Here is a 15,281-nt window from a genome sequence, read left to right as displayed (position 1 = left end):
GGCGAGCATCGGAATCCCGCAGTCCGGACGCCGGCGACTCAAGAACCCTTCCTCAGTGGAGCTCCGGCTCCGGGGCCACTAACCGACTTTCCCCGTCAGGCGCCGCGCCGCGTCCTGTACCGCTGCCAGATGGGCGGCAACGTAACGATGGACGGGCGCGGTCAGCGTCACTGCCGCCGCGATCTCGCCATTGAGCAGAAAGACGGGAGCGGAAATGCCCGCCACTTCCGCCAGACGATCGCCCATGGCTGCGAAATAACCGTCGGCGCGGATGCGCGCATGCAGTTCCTGGTCCGGTCCCGGCGCCCGCCCCAGCACGGGATCGTAGGCCGTCAGGACGCGTCCGCCGCTGCCGCGGTCCAGCGGCAGCAGATCGCCCGCACGGATGTGGTCGCGCACCGGATGCGGCGAATCCACGCGGTAGAGGCACAGGCGCGCATCGCCCTGGCGGACGTGATAGGCCGCGCTTTCGCCGGTTGCGGCGACCAGGTCGCGCAATACCGGCATGACCACATTTTCCAACGAAAACGAGGCGGCGTAGATGCCGTGCAGGCGCGCGATTTCTCCGCCCAGGGCATAACGGCCGTCGTCCAGACGCTGGATCCATCCGGCATGCTCCAGCGACGCCAGCAGTCGCAGGACCGTGCTCTTGTACAGGCGCGTGCGCTCGGCCAGTTCCCCCAGTGACAGGGCCTTGTCCCCAGGCGCGTAAACCGACATCAGGCTAAGCGCGCGGTCCACTGCGGCCACGCCGCCCTGGGCGGCATCGCTATCGGCCAGGGATTCGGTGGCGGCTTTACGGGGCATGCGCGGCTCCGCGGGGTTGACTCCAGGGCAGGGCCATATTCCATCCTTTAGAACGAATGACGGCATTGTAGGCGCGGGCTGGCGTGCGGCTCGTGGTTTTCCCGGGCGAGCCGGCGCTTGACACTTGCGGCCGGTGAATTTCATAATTCTATCTAAAGAAACAGCGTTCTATAAGATAGAATTTTTGGAGACATCAGACCATGGCCCATCCCTGCGACCGAAACCCCGACGTCTTGATCAGTGAAGTGGGCCCGCGCGATGGCTTGCAGTCCGTCAAGGCGACCATGCCCACCGCCGACAAATTGCGCTGGATCGATGCGCTGGTCGCGGCCGGCGTGCGCGAAATCGAAGTGGCTTCCTTCGTGCCGGCGCGCCTGTTGCCGCAGATGGCGGATGCGGCCGAGGTGGTGCGCCATGCGGCGGGACATCCCGGCGTCACGGTGATGGCCCTGGTCCCCAATGTGCGCGGCGCCGAAGCGGCGCTGCGGGCAGGCGTGCACAAGCTGACCCTGCCGGTCTCGGCCAGCCGCGAGCATTCGCTGGCGAATGTGGGCAAGACGCCCGAAGAAATGGTGGATGAGGTCCGCGCCATCGCGCGGCTGCGCGACGAGCTGGCTCCCGCCGTCAAGTTGGAGGCCGGCATTTCGACGGCTTTCGGCTGCACCTTGCAGGGCGCGGTGCCGGAAGACGAGGTCATCCGACTGGCCGCGCTGTGCGTGGCCGCGGGCGCCGACGAGTCCGGGCTGTCGGACACCGTGGGCTATGCCAATCCCGCGCAAGTGCGCAGGTTGTTCCGCCGCTTGCGCGCCGAAATCGGCGAGCAGGCTGGCGCGGCGCACATGCACAACACGCGCGGCCTGGGTCTGGCCAACTGCCTGGTGGCCTGGGAAGAGGGCGTGCGCACGTTCGACAGCTCCCTGGGCGGGCTGGGCGGATGCCCGTATGCACCAGGCGCGTCCGGCAATGTCGTGACGGAGGATCTGGTCTTCATGTTCGAGGCGATGGGCGTGCGTACCGGCATCGACCTGGATGGAATCATTGCCGCGCGCGCGCCGCTGGCCGCCGGCCTGCCCGGCGAGCCGTTGTATGGCATGACCCCCGACGCCGGCTTGCCCAAGGGATTCGTCCAGCGGACCTGATCGGCCATTCCCCGCGAGTCCACACACCAGATACATGCGGCCGAACCGGCCTTGGCCGGATCAGCCCTTACTTGCAGAAGATTCACGCCCATGTCCAGCCACGTCCATCCGCGCCTTCCGTACGAACATATCCGCGTCGTCGAATTCACCCACATGGTCATGGGTCCCACTTGCGGCATGCTGCTGGCGGATCTGGGCGCCGAAGTCATCAAGGTCGAACCGGTAGGCGGCGACAGCACGCGCCGGCTGCTCGGGTCGGGCGCGGGCTTCTTCCCCATGTTCAACCGCAACAAGAAAAGCATCGCCCTGGACCTGAAGCAGCCCGAGGGCATAGAGGCCGCGTTGCGCCTGATCGATTCCGCCGACGTCGTGAGCGAGAACTTCAAGGCCGGCGTCATGCAGAAGCTGGGCCTGGACTACGCCACGCTCAAGAAGCGCAATCCCCGCCTCATCTACGTGAGCCACAAGGGCTTCCTGCCCGGACCCTACGAACACCGCACGGCGCTGGATGAAGTCGTGCAGATGATGGGCGGCCTGGCCTACATGACGGGGCGCCCCGGCGATCCGCTGCGCGCGGGCGCCAGCGTCAACGACATCATGGGCGGCATGTTCGGCGCCATCGGCGCCATGGCGGCGCTGGCCCAGCGCGAACAGACGGGCGAGGGCACGGAAGTGCAGGCCTCGCTGTTCGAGAACAACGTCTTCCTGGCGGGCCAGCACATGATGCAGTACGCCGTCACCGGCCGGGCCGCCGCGCCCATGCCCAGCCGCATTTCGGCCTGGGCCATCTACGACGTTTTCACCGTCAAGGGCGGCGAGCAGATCTTCCTGGCCGTGGTCAGCGACAAGCAATGGGGCATCTTCTGCCGCGCTTTCGGGCTGGGCGAACTGCTGGCCGACCCCCGCCTGGCCAGCAACAACGATCGCGTGCAGGCGCGCGATTGGTTGATGCCGCAGTTGCGCTCGCATCTGGCGGACCGCAGCGCGGCCGAGCTGGCGGCGGTATTCGAGCGTGAAGGCCTGCCTTTCGCGCCGATCACGCGGCCCGAACAGCTGTTCGATGATCCCCACCTGGCGGCCACCGGCGGCCTCGCGCCCATCGTCTTGGAAGACGGCCGCGAGTCCCGCGTGCCGCTCGCGCCCTTCACGCTGGGCGGCGCCCAGCCCGGAATACGCCTGCAGCCACCGGCGGTGGGCGAACACACCGACGCGCTGCTGCGCGGCGTCGGCTATCGCGACGATGAAATCGCGGCCTTGAAAGCAAGGCAAATTACACAAGGAGACTAACCATGATCACGCTATCCCGCCGCGCCTTCCTGGGCGCCGCGCTTTGCGCCGCCGCCTTGCCGCTGCGCGCCCAGACCGCGGGCGGCTATCCGAACGGCCGGCCCGTGCGCCTCATCGTGCCCTATACCCCGGGCGGCGGCACGGACTCGGTGGCGCGCGCCATCGCGGCCAAGGTCACGGCGATGGTCGGCTGGTCGGTGGTGGTGGAGAACCGTCCCGGCGCCGGCGGCAACATCGGGATGGACTTCGTGGCCAAGGCCAAGCCGGACGGCTACATGCTGGGCTTGGGCCAGACCGCCAACCTGGCCATCAATCCCGCCCTGATGCCGCAGATTCCCTTCGACGCGGAAAAAGACTTCGCGGCGGTTTCCCTGATCGCATCGCTGCCAGTCGTGCTGGTGGTAAAGGCCAACGCGCGTTGGCAGACCTTGGCCGACCTGATCAAGGATGCGCGCAGCGACCCCGGCGCCATCAAGCAAGCCTTGGCAGGTTCCGGAACGGTAGGCCATCTGGCGGGCGAACTGCTCGCCTATCAGGGCAAGTTCCAGGTGCTGAACGTGCCATACCGGGGCGCTGCGCCCGCGCTCAACGATCTGCTGGGCGGCAATACCGACTATATGTTCGCGACGCCGCAGGCCGCCCAGGAAATGCTCAAGGGCAAGGTGCTGCGGCCCTTGGCGGTCAGCTCGCGCGCGCGGCTGGCGATCCTGCCCGATGTGCCCACCGTGGCCGAGTCCGGCTACGAGGGATTCGAGGCGTTGGATTGGAAGGCGCTGGTGGCGCCGGCCGGCACGCCGTCCGAGGTCGTCCGGGCCGTCAATGCGGTCGTGGAGAAGGTGTTGGCCGATCCAGCCACCGTGGCCATGTTCACCGCCGAGGGCAGCACGGCCATGGGCGGTTCGCCCGAGGCCGCGCAGCGCTACATCCAGGAAGAGCAGAAGAAGTGGGCGCGCCTGATCCGCGAAGCCGGCATCCAGACGGCGGCGTGAGGCGTTCGTTCGTTGCGCGCAACGGGGGGCGGACGATCATGGCGGCGGATAGCCTGCGCGGCCGGGCTTGGCCGCCTTCCATTTCAACCGCAACCGCTCCAACGCCAGATACACGATGGGCGTGGTGTACAGCGTCAAGAACTGGCTGATCATCAGCCCGCCGACGATGGCGATGCCCAGCGGGCGGCGCAGCTCCGAGCCTTCGCCCAGGCCCAGCACCAGGGGCAGGGCGCCCAGCAGCCCCGCCAGGTTGGTCATGACGATGGGCCGCAGCCGCAGCATGGCGGCGCGGTGGATGGCCTGTTCCGGCGTCAACCCTTCGCGCCGCTCCAGGCTGAGCGCGAAGTCGATCATCAGGATGGCGTTCTTCATGACGATGCCCACCAGCAGGAACAGTCCCAGGAGCGCGATTAGCGTGAATTCGATGCCGGCCAGGCGCAGCGCCAGCAGCGCGCCCACGCCGGCGGAGGGCAGGGTCGACAGGATGGTGAGCGGATGCAGCGGGCTCTCGTACAGGATGCCCAGCACCAGGTAGATCGCCACCAGCACTGCCAGGATCAGCCAGGGCTGGTCCTGCAGGCTTTGCTGGAAGTTGCGCGCGTCGCCGCCCAGGCGGGTCTGGATGTACGAGGGCACCATCAGCTCGGCCATGGTCTTGTCGATGGCGGCCAGGGCCTGTTCCAGCGACACGCCCTCGGCCAGTGAAAAGCCCACGCCCACGGCGGCGAACAGGCCGTCGTGGAACACGCGGTCGTTCACCAGTCCGTAGTCATAGGTGGCGAAGGCCGTCAGCGGCACGCGGGTGCCGTCCGCGGCGACGACCTGCACCTGCTCCAGCACCTCGGGATCCTCGGTGTAGCGCGGGTCCAGCTCCAGCACCACGCGGTACTGGTTCATGGCGTCGTACAGCGTGGCGACCTGGCGCTGGCTGAAGGAGTTGCTGAGCACGCTGCTGATGGTGCCCATGTCCACGCCCAGGCGCTGCGCGGCGGCGCGGTCTATGTCGATCACGACCTGTTGGGTGGCGCCGTCGCCTTCCGCGTCGACGTCGCGCAGTTCCGGGATCTCCTGCATGGCCTTGGAGATCTTGCGCGACCATTGCCGCAGCGCCGGCACGTCGCTGGCCATGATGGCCAGTTCATGGTCGCCGGAGTTGCCGAAGCCGCCGGGCATGCGCAGGTCCTGGTCCACGTTCAGGAAGAACATGCCGCCCGGCACGGCCGGGGCATGGGTGCGCAGCCAGTTGATGACCTCGGTCGACGATTCGCGGCGCTCGGCCGCGGGCTTCAGGCGGATCAGGAACAACGAATTGCTGATGCCCAGGCTGCCGCCGTTATAGCCGATGACGTCCTGCACCGCCGGATGCTTGAGCACCAGCTGGCGGTACTGGTCGATCTTGGGCTGCATCACCTGGAACGAGAAACCGTCGTCGCCGCGCACGAAGCCCACCAGCTGGCCGGTGTCCTGCACCGGCAGGAAGCCCTTGGGCGCCTGCACGTACAGATAGACGTTCAACCCGACCACGCCGGCCAGCAGCAACAGCGTCAGGCGGGCATGGCCCAGCACCCGCCACAGGGTGTTGCCGTACCAGGCGTGCAGGCGTTCGAAGGCCGCCTGCATGCGCGAGGCGCGTCCGCCCGCTTTGGGAGCGGCCGGGCCGGCGGGCTTGAGCCAGCGGGCGCACAGGCTGGGAATGATGGCCACCGAGACCACCAGCGAGATGACGGTGGCGGCGACCAGGGTGATGGAGAATTCGCGGAACAGCCGCTCGACCAGGCCGCCCATGAACAGGATGGACACGAAGACCACGCTCAGCGCCACGGTCATGGCCACCAGCGTGAAGCCGACTTCGCGCACGCCGCGCAGCGCGGCCTTGCGCGGCGAGAGGCCGCGCTCGATATGGCGCGAGATGTTCTCCAGCACCACGATGGCGTCGTCCACCACCAGGCCGGCCGCGACGATCAGCGCCATCAGCGACAGATTGTTCAGCGAGAAGCCCCACAGGTACATGACGGCGAAGGTGGCGATCAGGCATACCGGAATCGCCACGCTGGGGATGGCCGCGGCCCGCGCATTGCCCAGGAACGCCCACACCACCAGGATCACCAGCGCGGTGGCCAGCCCCAGCGTGATGTGCGCTTCGCGCAAGGTGGCGTTGATGCCGGGCGAACGGTCCAGCGCCACGGTCAGGTCCACGTCGGCCGGCATCAGCGCGCGCAGGCCGGGCAGGGCCTGGTTGATGGCGCCTATGGTTTCGATGATGTTCGAACCGGGCTGGCGGCTGATGGTCAGGACCACGGCCGGGTTGCGGTTGTGAAAGCCGCTGCTGTAGCGGTTTTCCACCGAGTCGCTGACGCGGGCGATCTGCGACAGCCGGATCACCGCGCCGTCCTGGTGGCGCACGATCAGGCTTTCGTAGTCGCGCGCGGCGCGGGGTTGTTCGGGCGTGCCGACTTCCCAGCGCCGGCTGGCGGAATCCAGCTGGCCTTGCGGCCGCATGGGCGCGGCGTCGGCGATGGCCTGGCGCACTTCATCCAGCGCCACGCCGTAGTGGGCCAGCGCGTTGGAATTGACCTGCACGCGTACCGCGGGCAGCGAGCTGCCGCCCAGGGTCACTTCGCCCACGCCGTTGATCTGCGAAATCTTCTGCGCCAGCACGGTCGAACCCAGGTCGTAGAGTTCGCCTGCGGGACGGGTGGGCGAACTGAGCGCCAGCGCCATGATGGGCGCCTGGGACGGGTTGACCTTGCGATAGCTGGGATTGCCCGGCATGCCGGCGGGCAGCTCGGCGCGGGCCGCGTTGATGGCCGCTTGCACGTCGCGCGCGGCCTCGTTGATGTCGCGGTCCAGGTCGAATTGCAGCTGCACGCGGGTCGCGCCCTGGTTGCTGGAGGACGTCATGGCGCTGACGCCGGCGATGCTGCCCAGCGCGCGTTCCAGCGGCGCGGCCACGGTGCTGGCCATGCTTTCGGGACTGGCGCCCGGCAGCTCGGCGCGCACCTCAATGGTGGGAAAGTCGACCTGGGGCAGCGGCGCCACGGGCAGCAGCCGCCACGCGACCGCGCCCAGCAAGGTCAGCGCGATCGCCAGGAAGATGCAGGCGATCGGGCGGTGCAGCAAGGCGCGGATCATGGCGCCGGGCCTTCAATCCCGGGTTGCGCGGCCGCGGCGCCGCGGCGCTGGCCCAGGCGGTGGAAGAACAGGTATACGGCGGGCGTGGTGAACAGGGTCAGCACCTGGCTGACCAGCAGCCCGCCCACCATGACCCAGCCCAGCGGCTGGCGCAGTTCCGCGCCCGAGCCCGTGGCCAGCATCAGCGGCAGCGCGCCGAACAGCGCGGCCAGCGTCGTCATCAGGATGGGACGCAGGCGCAGCAGCGCGGCTTCGCGGATGGCGGCCTGCGGCGTCAGGCCGCGCGAGCGCTCGGCCTCCAGCGCAAAGTCCACCATCATGATGCCGTTCTTCTTCACCAGCCCGATCAGCAGGATGATGCCGATGACCGCGATCAGGTCCAGCGGACGCCCCGTAAGCAGCAGCGCCAGGAAGGCGCCGACCGCGGCCGAGGGCAGGGTGGACAGGATGGTCACCGGATGGATGGCGCTTTCATACAGCATGCCCAGCACCAGGTACATGGTGACCACCGCGGCCAGCATCAGCCACAGCGTGTTCGACAGCGAGGCCTGGAAGGCCGCCGCGGCCCCCTGCAAGCTCAGCTCCACGCTGACCGGCATGCCGATCTCCTGCCGCGCCGATTCTATGGCCGCGATGGCCTCGCCCAGCGAGCCGTCCGCGGGCAGGTTGAAGGACAGGTTGACCGCGGGGAACTGCGACAGGTGGTTCACGGCCAGCGGCGCCGTCCGCTCGCTGACGGTGGCCAGCGCCGACAGCGGGATCGCCTGTCCGTCTTCGGTCTGCAGATGGATGCGTTCCAGCGCATCCGGGTTCAGCGCCAGCTTGCGGTCCACTTCCAGCACGACCCGGTACTGGTTGGACTGCGTGAACAGCGTGGCCACCTGGCGCTGGCCGAAGGCGTTGTAGAGGGTCTGCGCCACGTCGTCCATCGTCACGCCCAGGCGGGCGGCGGCGTCGCGCGAAACCTGCAGATAAGCCTGGCGGCCATCGCCTTGCAGGTCGGTGGAAACGTCGGCCAGCTCGGGCGCTTGCGCCAGGCGTTCGGCCAGCGCATGGGTCCAGCGCGTCAGCAGCGCGCTGTCCGGCGAGGTCAGGGTGAACTGGTACTGGCCGCGGCTCACGCGGTCCTCGATATTGAGTTCCTGCACCGGCTGCAGATAGAGCGAGATGCCCTGGACCTCGCGGGCGCGCCCATCCAGCCGCGCCATGATGTCCGTCAGCGGCGCGCTGCGCTCCGACCAGGGTTTCAGGTTGATCAGCAGCCGGCCGGTGTTCAAGGTGGTGTTCATGCCGTCGATGCCGATGAAGGACGACAGGCTGGCCACGTCGGGGTCCGTCAGCAGTGCCTCGGCCACCGCCTGCTGGCGCCGCGACATGGCGTCGAACGAGGTGCTCTGGGACGATTGCGTCACCCCTTGCAGCGTGCCGCCGTCCTGGGTCGGGAAGAAGCCCTTGGGCACGGCCAGGTACAGCAATCCGGTCAGCGCCACCGTCGCCAGCATCACGGCCAGGGTCAGCCGTTGATGGCGCAATGTCAGGTCCAGCAAGCCGGCGTAGCGCGCCTGGACGCGGTCCAGCAGCCCCGGGCGGGTCGCTTCGTGCGCGGGCAGCAGCCGTGCGCACATCATCGGCGTCAGCGTCAGCGACACCGCCAGCGATATCAGGATGGCGACCGCCAGCGTGACCGCGAACTCGCGGAACAGCCGGCCCACCACGTCCTCCATGAACAGCAGCGGGATCAGCACCGCGATCAGCGACAGCGTCAGGGACACCAGCGTGAAGCCGATCTGGCCGGCGCCCTTGAGCGCGGCCGACATGGGGCTGTGGCCTTGCTCGCGGTAGCGCGCAATGTTCTCCAGCATCACGATGGCGTCGTCCACCACGAAGCCCGCGCCTATCGTCAGGGCCATCAGCGTCAGGTTGTTGGTGGAGAACCCCGCCAGGTGCATGAAGCCGAAGGTGCCGATCAGGGACAGCGGCACCGCCAGGCTGGGGATCAGCGTGGCGGGCAGGTTGCGCAGGAACAGGAACGTCACCAGCACCACCAGGCCCACGGCGAAGGCCAGTTCCCATTGCACGCCGCGCACCGACGCGCGGATGCTCTCGGTGCGGTCCGTCAGCACGCGGACCTGGGCGGCGGCCGGCAGGCTGGCCGTCAGCTGCGGCAGCAGCGCCTTGACCTGGTCGGCCACGGCGATGACGTTGGCGCCCGGCTGGCGCTGGATGTTGACGAGCACGGCCGGCTGCTTGTCGACCCAGGCGGCCAGGTAGCGGTCCTCGGCCCCGTCCTCGACCGTGGCGACCTGGCCCAGCCGCACCGGCGCGCCGTTGCGCCAGGCCACGATCAGCTCGCGGTATTCCTCGGCGCTCTGCAGCTGGTCGTTGGCGTCCATGATGACCGAGCGCACCGGCCCGTCGAAGCTGCCCTTGGGCTGGTTCGAATTGGCCTTGGAGATGGCTTCCTGCACGTCGGCCAGTTGCAGGCCGCGCGCGGCCAGCGCCATGGGATTGACCTGCACCCGCACCGCCGGCCGCTGGCCGCCGGCCAGGCTGACCATGCCCACGCCGGACAACTGCGACAGGCGTTGCGTCATGCGGGTGTCGACCAGGTCGTAGACCTGGGGCAGGGGCAGGGAATCGGACGTGACCGCCAACGTCAGGATGGGCACGTCGGCGGGGTTGACCTTGCGGTACACGGGCGGCGTCGGCAGGTCATTGGGCAGCAGCGCGCCGCTGGCGCTGATGGCCGCCTGCACTTCCTGCTCGGCCACCCCCAGCGATACGTCCAGCGAGAACTGCAGCGTGATCACCGAGATGCCGCTGCCGCTAGTGGAGGACATCTGTTTCAAGCCCGGGATCTGCCCGAAGCGCCGTTCCAGCGGCGCGGTGACGGTGCGCGCCGTCACGTTCGGACTGGCGCCGGGATACTGCGTGGTCACCTGGATGATGGGATAGTCCACCTGCGGCAGCGCCGCCACGGGCAGCATGCGCCACGCCAGGATGCCCGACAGCAGCAGGGCGATCATCAGGAAGGACGTGGCGACGGGGCGCAGGATGAAGGGGCGCGACAGGCTCATGATTTCTGCGGTTCGACAATTTGCACGTCGCGGCCGTCATGCAGGCGGTCCACGCCTTCGACCACCACGCGTTCGCCTTCGGCCAGGCCGGCCTGCACCACGATGCGGCCGGCATTGGCCGGGCCCAGCTCCAGCACGCGGCGCGTGGCGCGCGTGTCCTCGCCGATCACGAACACGAAGGCGCCCTCGGAGCCGTATTGCACCGCGGCCGTGGGAATGGAAATGACGTTGTCCTGCTGCACCACCGCCAGCCGGATGTTCACGAACTGGTTCGGAAACAGCGATTCGTCGGCGTTGGCAAAGCGCGCGCGCAGCCGGACAGTGCCGCTGGCGGCCTGGATGCGGTTATCCAGCGCCTCCAGAGTGCCTTCGGCCAGCAGGCGGCGGTCGTCCGCGTCCCAGGCCTGGACCCGCAGCGCGGCGTCGCGCGCCTGGGCCTGGCGCAGGATGTCCAGGCGCGTTTCGGAAATGCTGAAGAGCGCCGAGATCGGCCGGGTCTGCACCAGCGTGGTCAGGCCCTCGGCGTCGGCCGCGCGCACATGGTTGCCGGCGTCGATGCGGCGCAGCCCGATGCGGCCGTCATGCGGCGCGACGATACGCGTGTGGTCCAGCAGCCGCGTGGCATCGGCGACCTGGGCCTGGTTGCGCAGCCGCTGGGCTGCATAGGCGCGCACCTGCGCTTCGGCGGTATCCAGCTGCTGGCCCGATACCGCTTCCTGGCGCGCCAGTTTGCGGTAGCGCTGCAGGTCGGCCTCGGCGTTCTCCAGCAAGGCCTGGGTGCGCGCCAGTTCGCCTTCGGCCGAGGCCAGCGCCGCAAGATAGGGACGCGCATCGATCTCGGCCAGCAACTGGCCGCGCGTCACGGCCTGGCCCTCGGTGAAATGCAGCTTCAGCAGTTCGCCATCGACCTGGCTGCGCAGGGTCACCTGCGCCAGGGGCGTAATGGTGCCAAGCGCGTGCAGGTCGCGCTGCAGCGGACCGGCGCTGGCGGCCTCGACCGCGACGGCAACCGGAATCTGCCCGTACTCGGGCGGACGCGCCGTGGGAGAACCCTTGGATCCGGCATACCAGAGCGCCAGGGCAGCCAACATGGCCAGCGCGGCGGCGATCAGGACCAGGCGTTTGCGTGGGAAATGAGGGCCCGTGGAAGGGGGCAGGGACATCGGGACTGCCAGTCTAGGGGGTTACGGACAGTCCGGATTCTATATGAATAATAACTATTCGCGTTTTTGCGTCAGTGAAATGTCAGCTTCGAGCAGATTCGCGATCAGGGCTCGCAGCAGTCCCCGCGGTAATCGGCTCGCGGCGCGCGTTGGGATGAAGGCGTGCCTTACGCCTCTTTGGCCGGCCTGCGCTCGGGTTCAAGGACGGCTGGGGAGCGCCTGCGCGGCGGGTTCGCAGGAATCGCGATAGGCAACCGCATACATCGCCGTCACCACAAATACGAGCGGGACGCAGGGCAGGGCGCTCATCGCTGCCCGCGCGAATCCAACATCCGGGTAGCCGTACGCGAGCATGCCCAGGATGTAGGCGGCATGGCCGGCCGCCGCGATCAACATGAGCAGCGCCAGCATCAGCGGCCAGGGTTTGTATGGCATGGCGGCGCGCGCGGCGTGGAAACCGTACTCGCCGGTTGCCGCCGCGCGCGGCAGGCTCAGGCCATACATCGCCAGCGCGTACAGCGTTGGCACCCAGATCAGCGCCAGCGCGGCGCACAAGGCGCTCCAGAACACAGCGTCATTCGATCCGGCCAGCACCATGTAGATCACATAGGGCAGGTCCCCGGTGGCGCGAGCCATCGCAGTGGCTGCAATGACGAGCGCGCTGAGCAAGGCCAGATGACGGGCCTGCGCCGCGCTGCCGCGGGTGGCGCCGCCGCCCCTCAGGTCGCCTGGCTTGACGGCGCGATGCCAGGCGCAGGTCATGCGCGCCAACGCAATCAGGTTGATCAGCGCCAGCGCCATGAACAGCCCATTCCCGTACGGAAACAGGTTGGCGATCAGCAAGGCGAAAGGCAGCGACACGATGAACAGCGCCAGCGACCAGGGGGCTGCGGCCAGCATGGCGCGGCCTCGCTGGCGTATGGCGTCAGCCGTCGCCGCAACGAATTGGCGGGCTCCGAGTTTGCTCGACAAGAGGATGCGCTGCCTTACTTGCTGCGATAGTTGTTGGCTTCGCGCTCACCCGCCCACTTGCGCAGCGCGGCGATGAACTCGGGGCAGACGTTGCCGTCCACCTGGCTGTCGATGATGACGCTGTTCTGCATGCGCATCACCACGCTGCACTCGTAGACCTTGGTGCGGCCGCTGTAGTAGCCGTGGTTGGTATTCTGGAACACCGGCGTGGCGGCGCTGGTCGAGGTGGCCGGGATCATGCCGACCACCTGCTGCGAGGTGCCGGTAGAGACCCATTCGGTATAGGGCGCAGTCTGGTAGTCGGACCAGATCAGCTCCATGGTGTTGCCGACGCCGCGCTTTTTCGACGGTTCGCCCAGCGCCGTGATGGCGTCGGCCACCGGCCGGCCCTTCATGTTCTTGGCCACGTTCACGCTGGGTGAGAACGACAGCCCGGACGAGAAGATATTGGTCAGCGACGGCAGCGTCGAACTGCCGCCCGTGGGCATCGGCGCGCAGCCGGCCAGGGCGGCCAGGGCCAGCGACACCGGCAGGGCGCGGCCCAGCAACCAGGTCGAACGGAGTCGCAATTTATTCATGCTGAGCCCTAGCTCCCTCAAAGATCCGGCGTGCCGCAACATAATTCAGCGGCCGCAAGATTTTGTCTTGTTTTGGTTTCGGTTCGTGACGAGTCGTATCGTGGTGCCGGGAGCCTTGCACGGGCGGCGGATGTGTCCGCTCGCCCGAATTGCCTTGCGCCGAGAGGGGCCGATGTTACCGAAAAAATAGTGGCGCATCAGCTTCGGGGCGCTGAAAAATTGGTTACGTTATGGGCGGAAACGCGTTCACACAGGGCATAGAAGACAAACTGTAACGTGCTACGATCCGCGCGTTCTGCGCCCCGGGGCGCCTTGGCGATCAGGCATCGCGGGGCGCGCGGCGCCACCACCATTGGATATTGCACACCCATGATGCTCGCGCGATTGCTGGTTCAGTTCCGTTCCACCGTGGCCGCACTGGCCGGCGCAGGCGCGCTGGCCCTGGGCCTCGCCGCCGCGCCGGCGGCGCACGCCGACACGCTGTACGGCGCCGTGGCCACCGACGAAGCTCACGCCAAGCTGTATTGGGTCATGCCGGAAACCTCCACCAAGGAAGCGCAGGACGCCGCGCTGGCCAAGTGCAACAAGGCGGGCGGCAAGGGTTGCAAGAGCGTCACGTCGTTTTCGGACAGCTGCGTGGCGTTCTCGCGGAATTCGCGTAGCGACCTGTTCTGGGGCACCAGCGTGTCGTCCGAGGTCGCCGCGAAGAAGGCCATCCGCACCTGCACCAACGACAGCGCCGACGGCAAGTGCAAGCTGGCCGTCATGCCCTTGTGCGTCGGTCCAGGCTACAGCGAAGCTGAACTGAAAGCGCCCGACACCGCCACGCCCGCCCAGCTCGAAGCCCTGTCGGCCAAGCTGGACTCGCGCGGCTACTGGGGCTCCGTGGCCGAGAAGGAAACTGGCCAATTGACGTACGCCGACGGCTATCCGAGCGAGAAAGAGGCGGTCGACGCCTTGCTCAAGTGGGAAGACTGCGTCGGCTGCCGCACCGTGCTGACCTATACCGACACCTGCGTCGGCATGGCCTGGGGCAAGGGCAGCAAGGGCCGCGGCACCAGCTTTACCGCGAAGAATCCCGATCCGGTGGCCGCGCGCAACGAAGCGCGCGCCACCTGCGACGCCAAGAGCGGCGGCCTGACCTGCGTGGCCTTCGTGCGCTGCTCGGGGCGGGCTTATATCAGCGGCTACAAGGGCGAGGACGAAAAGGCGAATTGATCGCGGCCTTCAGGCCACGATCCGGACGGGAGCCTCGACCGGTGTCGGGGCTCGGGTCAGCTTGACCCAGTCCTCGTGTGCCAGGTGGGGCCGCACCGCGTCGAGCACGGCGGCGTAGACCGGGGCGGGGGCGACCGCCTGTACGCCTGCCAGCAATTCGGCGCGTTCGGCGGGCGTCATGGCCGGAATCATCCAGCGCATGATGCAGAGGTTCTCGGCCGGCGGCAGCGATGCCACGATGGCGCCCTCCAGCGCGCGCAGTTCCTCGTCGCTGTAACAGGACCATAGCACCTGGTTGTGCTGCGTTTCCTCGACGTGCATATGGGCGAAGTTCTCGCCGACGAACAACGCCAGTTGCCGGTACAGCCGCAGCGCGGCCTGGGCCTGGGTGGCGCCGCAGCCGGCGGCGAGCAGCGCGGATGCCGCGGCGCGCAATCCGGCGATCGCCGCGAGGTGCTCGACATGCTCCGCGGCGATGCGCCCGCTGGCACCTGGGCGGCGCGCTTCCATCGCCGCGTGCACAAAATCGTTTTCATGCCCCAGATGGCTGACGCAGATGTCGGCCAGTTCCTGCACGCGCTCGCATGCCGTTCGCGTTTCGGCGGGGTCGTCAACGTCGACGCGGCCCACGGCCTGCAAGGTATCCAGCATCATGGCGCGCAATGCCTTGTGGATGCCGACATAGATGTCCATGCGCGGCGCCGCGCCGGCGCTGGAGGTAGGGAAATACTGGGCTTCGGTAATGCAGTTCATGGTGCAGGCCTTGATAAGTGGAATGGCGAGGCGTTTGCCGGCTTCCCCGGCAATGGCCGGATTCGGTGTGGAAACCGGGCAAGGAAAGTGTAGGAACGCCGCGGCGCGCGCGTTGCTAAGAGTTTGTTAATCAAGCGCTAAAAAATCGCTAAACGGCATGCGATCC

11 protein-coding genes are annotated in these 15,281 nt (G+C 67.9%); 4 read left to right on the top strand and 7 right to left on the bottom strand.

The window, feature by feature from the left end; genetic code table 11:
* Positions 1-78: 78 nt before the first annotated feature.
* A complete protein-coding gene (locus tag BRO63_RS14265; RefSeq protein ID WP_088140429.1) occupies positions 79-807 on the bottom strand; it encodes an IclR family transcriptional regulator in 729 nt (242 codons plus the stop codon).
* Between the two features lie 200 nt (positions 808-1,007).
* Between BRO63_RS14265 and BRO63_RS34480 the strand changes: the two genes are divergently transcribed.
* The 3 genes from BRO63_RS34480 (at position 1,008) to BRO63_RS14255 (ending at position 4,222) form a co-directional block, all read left to right on the top strand.
* Complete coding sequence (locus tag BRO63_RS34480) at positions 1,008-1,946, top strand: hydroxymethylglutaryl-CoA lyase (RefSeq protein ID WP_256943310.1); 939 nt, start codon at positions 1,008-1,010, stop codon at positions 1,944-1,946.
* Positions 1,947-2,036: 90 nt separating this feature from the next.
* Positions 2,037-3,233 carry a CaiB/BaiF CoA transferase family protein gene (locus BRO63_RS34475; protein ID WP_256943309.1) on the top strand — a complete coding sequence of 399 codons (1,197 nt, stop codon included), beginning with the start codon at positions 2,037-2,039 and terminating at the stop codon, positions 3,231-3,233.
* Between the two features lie 2 nt (positions 3,234-3,235).
* The gene (locus BRO63_RS14255) at positions 3,236-4,222 is read left to right on the top strand and encodes a Bug family tripartite tricarboxylate transporter substrate binding protein (protein WP_088140428.1); all 987 of its coding nucleotides are present in this window, start codon (positions 3,236-3,238) and stop codon (positions 4,220-4,222) included.
* A 36-nt stretch (positions 4,223-4,258) separates the two neighbouring features.
* Here BRO63_RS14255 and BRO63_RS14250 read toward each other — a convergent pair whose 3' ends face one another.
* The 5 genes from BRO63_RS14250 to BRO63_RS14230 all read right to left on the bottom strand — a co-directional run bounded on the left by BRO63_RS14250 (position 4,259) and on the right by BRO63_RS14230 (position 13,144).
* Entirely contained in the window at positions 4,259-7,354 is a 3,096-nt protein-coding gene (locus tag BRO63_RS14250; protein ID WP_088140427.1) for an efflux RND transporter permease subunit, read from the bottom strand.
* Positions 7,351-10,431: a multidrug efflux RND transporter permease subunit gene (locus tag BRO63_RS14245; RefSeq protein WP_088140426.1), complete on the bottom strand. Its 3,081-nt coding sequence runs from the start codon at positions 10,429-10,431 to the stop codon at positions 7,351-7,353. The genes BRO63_RS14250 and BRO63_RS14245 overlap by 4 nt, the downstream gene beginning before the upstream one ends.
* Entirely contained in the window at positions 10,428-11,594 is a 1,167-nt protein-coding gene (locus BRO63_RS14240; protein ID WP_088140425.1) for an efflux RND transporter periplasmic adaptor subunit, read from the bottom strand. Before BRO63_RS14240 ends, BRO63_RS14245 begins: the two co-directional genes overlap by 4 nt.
* A gap of 198 nt (positions 11,595-11,792) precedes the next feature.
* Positions 11,793-12,494, bottom strand: coding sequence for a hypothetical protein (locus BRO63_RS14235; protein WP_256943308.1), 702 nt, complete (start codon positions 12,492-12,494; stop codon positions 11,793-11,795).
* Between the two features lie 86 nt (positions 12,495-12,580).
* Entirely contained in the window at positions 12,581-13,144 is a 564-nt protein-coding gene (locus BRO63_RS14230) for a hypothetical protein (RefSeq protein ID WP_088140423.1), read from the bottom strand.
* A 369-nt stretch (positions 13,145-13,513) separates the two neighbouring features.
* On the opposite strand from BRO63_RS14230, the gene BRO63_RS14225 reads away from it, so the two are divergent.
* Positions 13,514-14,362, top strand: a complete 849-nt coding sequence (locus BRO63_RS14225; RefSeq protein WP_088140422.1) for a DUF4189 domain-containing protein — start codon at positions 13,514-13,516, stop codon at positions 14,360-14,362.
* Between the two features lie 9 nt (positions 14,363-14,371).
* Here BRO63_RS14225 and BRO63_RS14220 read toward each other — a convergent pair whose 3' ends face one another.
* Positions 14,372-15,115 carry a hemerythrin domain-containing protein gene (locus BRO63_RS14220; RefSeq protein ID WP_088140421.1) on the bottom strand — a complete coding sequence of 248 codons (744 nt, stop codon included), beginning with the start codon at positions 15,113-15,115 and terminating at the stop codon, positions 14,372-14,374.
* Positions 15,116-15,281 lie beyond the last annotated feature (166 nt).

The sequence above is a fragment of the Achromobacter xylosoxidans genome (assembly GCF_002192695.1).
GTDB classification, from domain to species: Bacteria; Pseudomonadota; Gammaproteobacteria; order Burkholderiales; family Burkholderiaceae_B; genus Achromobacter; species Achromobacter xylosoxidans_C.
This window is presented reverse-complemented; position numbering and strand designations above follow the sequence as displayed.

Coding starts and splice junctions, on each gene's coding strand:
- BRO63_RS14265 (WP_088140429.1), bottom strand. CDS start 807: ATGCCCCGTAAAGCCGCCACCGAATCCCTGGCCGATAGCGATGCCGCC.
- BRO63_RS34480 (WP_256943310.1), top strand. CDS start 1,008: ATGGCCCATCCCTGCGACCGAAACCCCGACGTCTTGATCAGTGAAGTG.
- BRO63_RS34475 (WP_256943309.1), top strand. CDS start 2,037: ATGTCCAGCCACGTCCATCCGCGCCTTCCGTACGAACATATCCGCGTC.
- BRO63_RS14255 (WP_088140428.1), top strand. CDS start 3,236: ATGATCACGCTATCCCGCCGCGCCTTCCTGGGCGCCGCGCTTTGCGCC.
- BRO63_RS14250 (WP_088140427.1), bottom strand. CDS start 7,354: ATGATCCGCGCCTTGCTGCACCGCCCGATCGCCTGCATCTTCCTGGCG.
- BRO63_RS14245 (WP_088140426.1), bottom strand. CDS start 10,431: ATGAGCCTGTCGCGCCCCTTCATCCTGCGCCCCGTCGCCACGTCCTTC.
- BRO63_RS14240 (WP_088140425.1), bottom strand. CDS start 11,594: ATGTCCCTGCCCCCTTCCACGGGCCCTCATTTCCCACGCAAACGCCTG.
- BRO63_RS14235 (WP_256943308.1), bottom strand. CDS start 12,494: ATGCTGGCCGCAGCCCCCTGGTCGCTGGCGCTGTTCATCGTGTCGCTG.
- BRO63_RS14230 (WP_088140423.1), bottom strand. CDS start 13,144: ATGAATAAATTGCGACTCCGTTCGACCTGGTTGCTGGGCCGCGCCCTG.
- BRO63_RS14225 (WP_088140422.1), top strand. CDS start 13,514: ATGATGCTCGCGCGATTGCTGGTTCAGTTCCGTTCCACCGTGGCCGCA.
- BRO63_RS14220 (WP_088140421.1), bottom strand. CDS start 15,115: ATGAACTGCATTACCGAAGCCCAGTATTTCCCTACCTCCAGCGCCGGC.